This is a genomic window from Streptomyces sp. NPDC004561, assembly GCF_053602155.1.
This window is the reverse complement of record NZ_JBSGDB010000709.1, coordinates 1-3,343: the sequence shown is the minus strand read 5'-3', so window position 1 is coordinate 3,343 and position 3,343 is coordinate 1. Positions and strand designations below refer to the sequence as shown.

General features: G+C 71.8%; 2 protein-coding genes and 3 pseudogenes. 4 read left to right on the top strand and 1 reads right to left on the bottom strand.

Annotated features, from left to right (window positions below):
• Positions 1 to 358: 358 nt before the first annotated feature.
• Positions 359 to 685, top strand: a pseudogene (locus ACWEN3_RS44010) (CGNR zinc finger domain-containing protein); the annotation flags it as partial.
• A 90-nt stretch (positions 686 to 775) separates the two neighbouring features.
• Here the strand turns inward: ACWEN3_RS44010 and ACWEN3_RS44005 are convergent.
• A pseudogene (locus ACWEN3_RS44005) lies at positions 776 to 945 on the bottom strand (M55 family metallopeptidase); the annotation flags it as partial.
• A gap of 89 nt (positions 946 to 1,034) precedes the next feature.
• On the opposite strand from ACWEN3_RS44005, the gene ACWEN3_RS44000 reads away from it, so the two are divergent.
• From ACWEN3_RS44000 to ACWEN3_RS43990, 3 genes and pseudogenes are all read left to right on the top strand, one after another.
• Positions 1,035 to 1,310 (top strand): hypothetical protein, encoded by a 276-nt coding sequence (locus ACWEN3_RS44000; RefSeq protein ID WP_452983626.1) that lies wholly within the window; start codon positions 1,035 to 1,037, stop codon positions 1,308 to 1,310.
• Between the two features lie 105 nt (positions 1,311 to 1,415).
• Positions 1,416 to 3,233: a phosphatidylglycerol lysyltransferase domain-containing protein gene (locus tag ACWEN3_RS43995; protein WP_452983623.1), complete on the top strand. Its 1,818-nt coding sequence runs from the start codon at positions 1,416 to 1,418 to the stop codon at positions 3,231 to 3,233.
• Between the two features lie 14 nt (positions 3,234 to 3,247).
• Positions 3,248 to 3,343: pseudogene (locus ACWEN3_RS43990) on the top strand (transaldolase family protein); the annotation flags it as partial.

Below are 3,343 nucleotides of genomic sequence, written 5' to 3'. Positions count from 1 at the left end.
AAGGCGCCGGGAGACCCGGGCGGAACGGCACCGCCGCGGCGGCGTTCGCGGCAAGGAGCGAGGCCGGTTCGAGGGGCGTCATCGACGCGGTGACCTTCCAACGGTGGCGGCACACGCCCTCCACCGGCACTCGAACCGCTCACGCTGTCCGCCGCAGCATGCACCGTCACCGCGCAATCCCCTGCAGCTCGGAGTGAGTTCCTCTCCGCCTGCCTCACGTACTGCGGCCTCGCATGACCGACCCACGGAAGGCCGCCCGGCCGGAAATCCGATTGCCCCTCCGCAGCCAACTGCGCATTCTGCTGAGATGCGTTTCTCCATCAACATCCCCAACTTCGGTGACTTCGCGGACCCCCGTAACGACGCGCTCACCCGGGCCCCCGCGGCCTCACTGCTGCGCTGGGCCCCCGAGCGGGGCATGTACCGGGCGGCCTCCCACCCCACCACCCAGATCCTGGAGCACGCCCTGGCCGCGCTCGCGGCCGACGCCGCCGACCTGCTCACCGGCCCCGACGCCGACCGCCTCACCGCCTGCGGCTCCCCGCCGTGCAACCGCTACCTGCTGCGCCACGGCCGCCGCCACTGGTGCTCCACCCGCTGCGGCGACCGCGCCCGCGCGGCCCGCGCCTACGCCCGCCGCACGGCCCAGGCGAAGGGCGAGGGAGCCGGCCCGGCGGGCGGTTAGCGCAACTCGCCGGGCCCGTGACCGGATCTCCCGTCACCGCCGGCGGGGAAGTCGATCTCGCGTCCCGTGAAACTGTGACCGAACACACCCGTCGTTGACGAGGACGGTGCTCGCACCCGCCTCAGCGCGCCGCGCACGGCCGCGTTCACGTCCTCCGCCATCATGGAGCGGCCCCGCTCGTAGTCGCGGCCGCCCGGCTGGAAATCGTCGGCGTCGAGCCCGGTGATGCCTTCCATGTCCACGCCCAGATACCGGCGCATGGCGTCGACCCCAGCCGACCCTACGTATTGTAGGTTCCCAACCGCCTGCGGCCACGTGGCCGTCCATACGCCTGTTCAACGGGGGATGCATGCAGGAAACGGAGACGGAACCCATCGGGGAGGTCTGTGTGCGCAGCCTCGCGCCGACCCTGACCCTGCTCGTGGTCAGCCTGGTCATCGCCGCCATCGGTGTGTACGAGCTGTGCGGCTTCGGTCTGCACAGCCTCGACCGGCGCCCCCACCTGTTCAGCGACGGCCTCGCGACCGGCGGGGTGATCGTCGCCGCGGTGGCGGCCGGGGCCGCGGTGGGCAACCTGGCCTGGACGCTGGCGGCCGCCCGGCGCGGTACGGAAAGGGTCGGGTAAGAGCGGATGCCGGTACGCTCCATTCCCGAAGTCCGCCCGGCCGCATCACCCTACAAGTTGTAGGGTCGAAGAGGCCCCGTCCCCCGACCAAGGTGACCAGTCACCATGCCCGCACAGCAGTCGACTCCGACCTCCACGCAGATCCCCGCCCAGCGCGGTACGCGCCGCGATTTCCCGCTGGCTCCGCCCAGCCCGCGGCTACGCGCAGCGGCGGCCTCGGTCACTGTGTGGTACCTGCGGCTGATAGCCGTGGTCAACATCCTCGCGGTGCTGTCCCTGCCGTTCCGGCAGGAGGTCCACGAGCACAACACCAGCAAGCTCTTCACCGCCCACCAGGTCCACCCGCACCACACCGGCGCCTTCTTCACGCCGTACCTGGCCACCGGCGGCCTGGTCTCGGCCGCGCTCGCGATCTTCCTCATGCTGGTGATGCGGCGCCGGAAGCGGGCCGCGTGGGTGAGCAACCTCCTGCTCGCCGGACCGCTCTTCGTGATCTACGTCCTCGGGCTCACCCAGGACCGTTACCAGGACCACGTCTTCAACTGGGTCTCCACCACCCTGACCGGCCTGTTCGTGGCCGCCCTGCTGATCGGGCGGCGCGAGTTCAACGCGGTCGGCGACCGCTCCAACCCGAAGCTGGCGCTCGCCGTCGGCGCGGGCGGCCTGCTCGTCACGGGCGGCCTCGGCACCCTGCTGGTGCACGCCACCAACAAGCTGCCCGGCGCCGGCCTCACCGACGAGATCTTCTACACCTACCTGCGCGGCATCAGCGTCGGCGTGTTCGCCGACCGCATCGAGCACGTGCACGCGCCCCGCTGGACCGACATCACGGTCAACATCCTGCTCGCCGCCGCCTTCTGCGTCGTCCTGTACGCCTGCTTCCGCTCCCCGCGCGGCCGTCAGCTGCTCACCGCGGGCGACGAGGAGAAACTGCGCGCGCTGCTCGACCGGCACGGCGCCCGCGACTCCCTCGGCTACTTCGCGCTGCGCCGCGACAAGGCGGCGATCTTCTCCCCCAGCGGCAAGGCGGCGATCACCTACCGCGTCGTCGGCGCGGTCTCCCTCGCCTCAGGCGACCCCATCGGCGACCCCGAGGCCTGGCCCGGCGCCATCGACGCCTGGCTCGCCGAGGCCCGCAGGCACGCCTGGATCCCGGCGGTCATGGGGGCGAGCGAGGAGGCGGGCACGGTCTACGCCCGGCACGGCCTGGACGCCCTCGAACTCGGCGACGAGGCGATCGTCGACCTCGACGACTTCACCCTGGACGGCCGCGCGATGCGCGTGGTCCGCCAGGCCCACAACCGGGTCAAGCGGGCCGGCTACACCGTGCGCATCCGCCGTCACGAGGACATCCCCGCCGAGGAGATGGCCCACCTCATCGACCGCGCCGACCACTGGCGCGACGGGGCCACCGAGCGCGGCTTCTCGATGGCCCTGGGCCGCCTCGGCGACCCGGACGACGGCCGCTGCGTCATGCTGGAGTGCCGGGACTCGAACGACGAGCCCCGGGCCGTGCTCAGCTTCGTCCCCTGGGGCGAGAACGGCCTCTCCCTGGACCTGATGCGCCGCGACCGCGCCTGCGAGAACGGCCTGATGGAGTACATGGTCGTCGAGCTGCTCCTGCAGGCGAAGGAGCTGGGCGTCCAGCGGGTGTCGCTGAACTTCGCGATGTTCCGCTCGGTCTTCGAACGCGGCGCACGCCTCGGCGCGGGCCCCGTCCTGCGGCTCTGGCGCTCCACCCTCACGTTCTTCTCCCGCTGGTGGCAGATCGAGTCCCTCTACCGCGCCAACGCCAAGTACCGGCCTGTCTGGGAGCCCCGCTTCCTGCTCTTCGCCAAGACCAGCGACATCCCCCGCATCGGCCTGGCGAGCGCCCAGGCGGAGGGCTTCGTCACCCTGCCGAGGCTCCGGGGCCACTCGTAGACCACCGCGCCCGCCGGTCCGCGCACAACACCAAGGCGACCGTCGCCGAGGCCAAGCAGCTGGCCTGGCTGGTGGACCGCCCCAACACCCTCATCAAGATCCCGGCCACC

What these genes read in the sequence shown, in the direction of transcription:
- ACWEN3_RS43995 (WP_452983623.1), top strand. Translation starts at nt 1,416, where the DNA reads ATGCCCGCACAGCAGTCGACTCCGACCTCCACGCAGATCCCCGCCCAG.
- ACWEN3_RS44000 (WP_452983626.1), top strand. Translation starts at nt 1,035, where the DNA reads ATGCAGGAAACGGAGACGGAACCCATCGGGGAGGTCTGTGTGCGCAGC.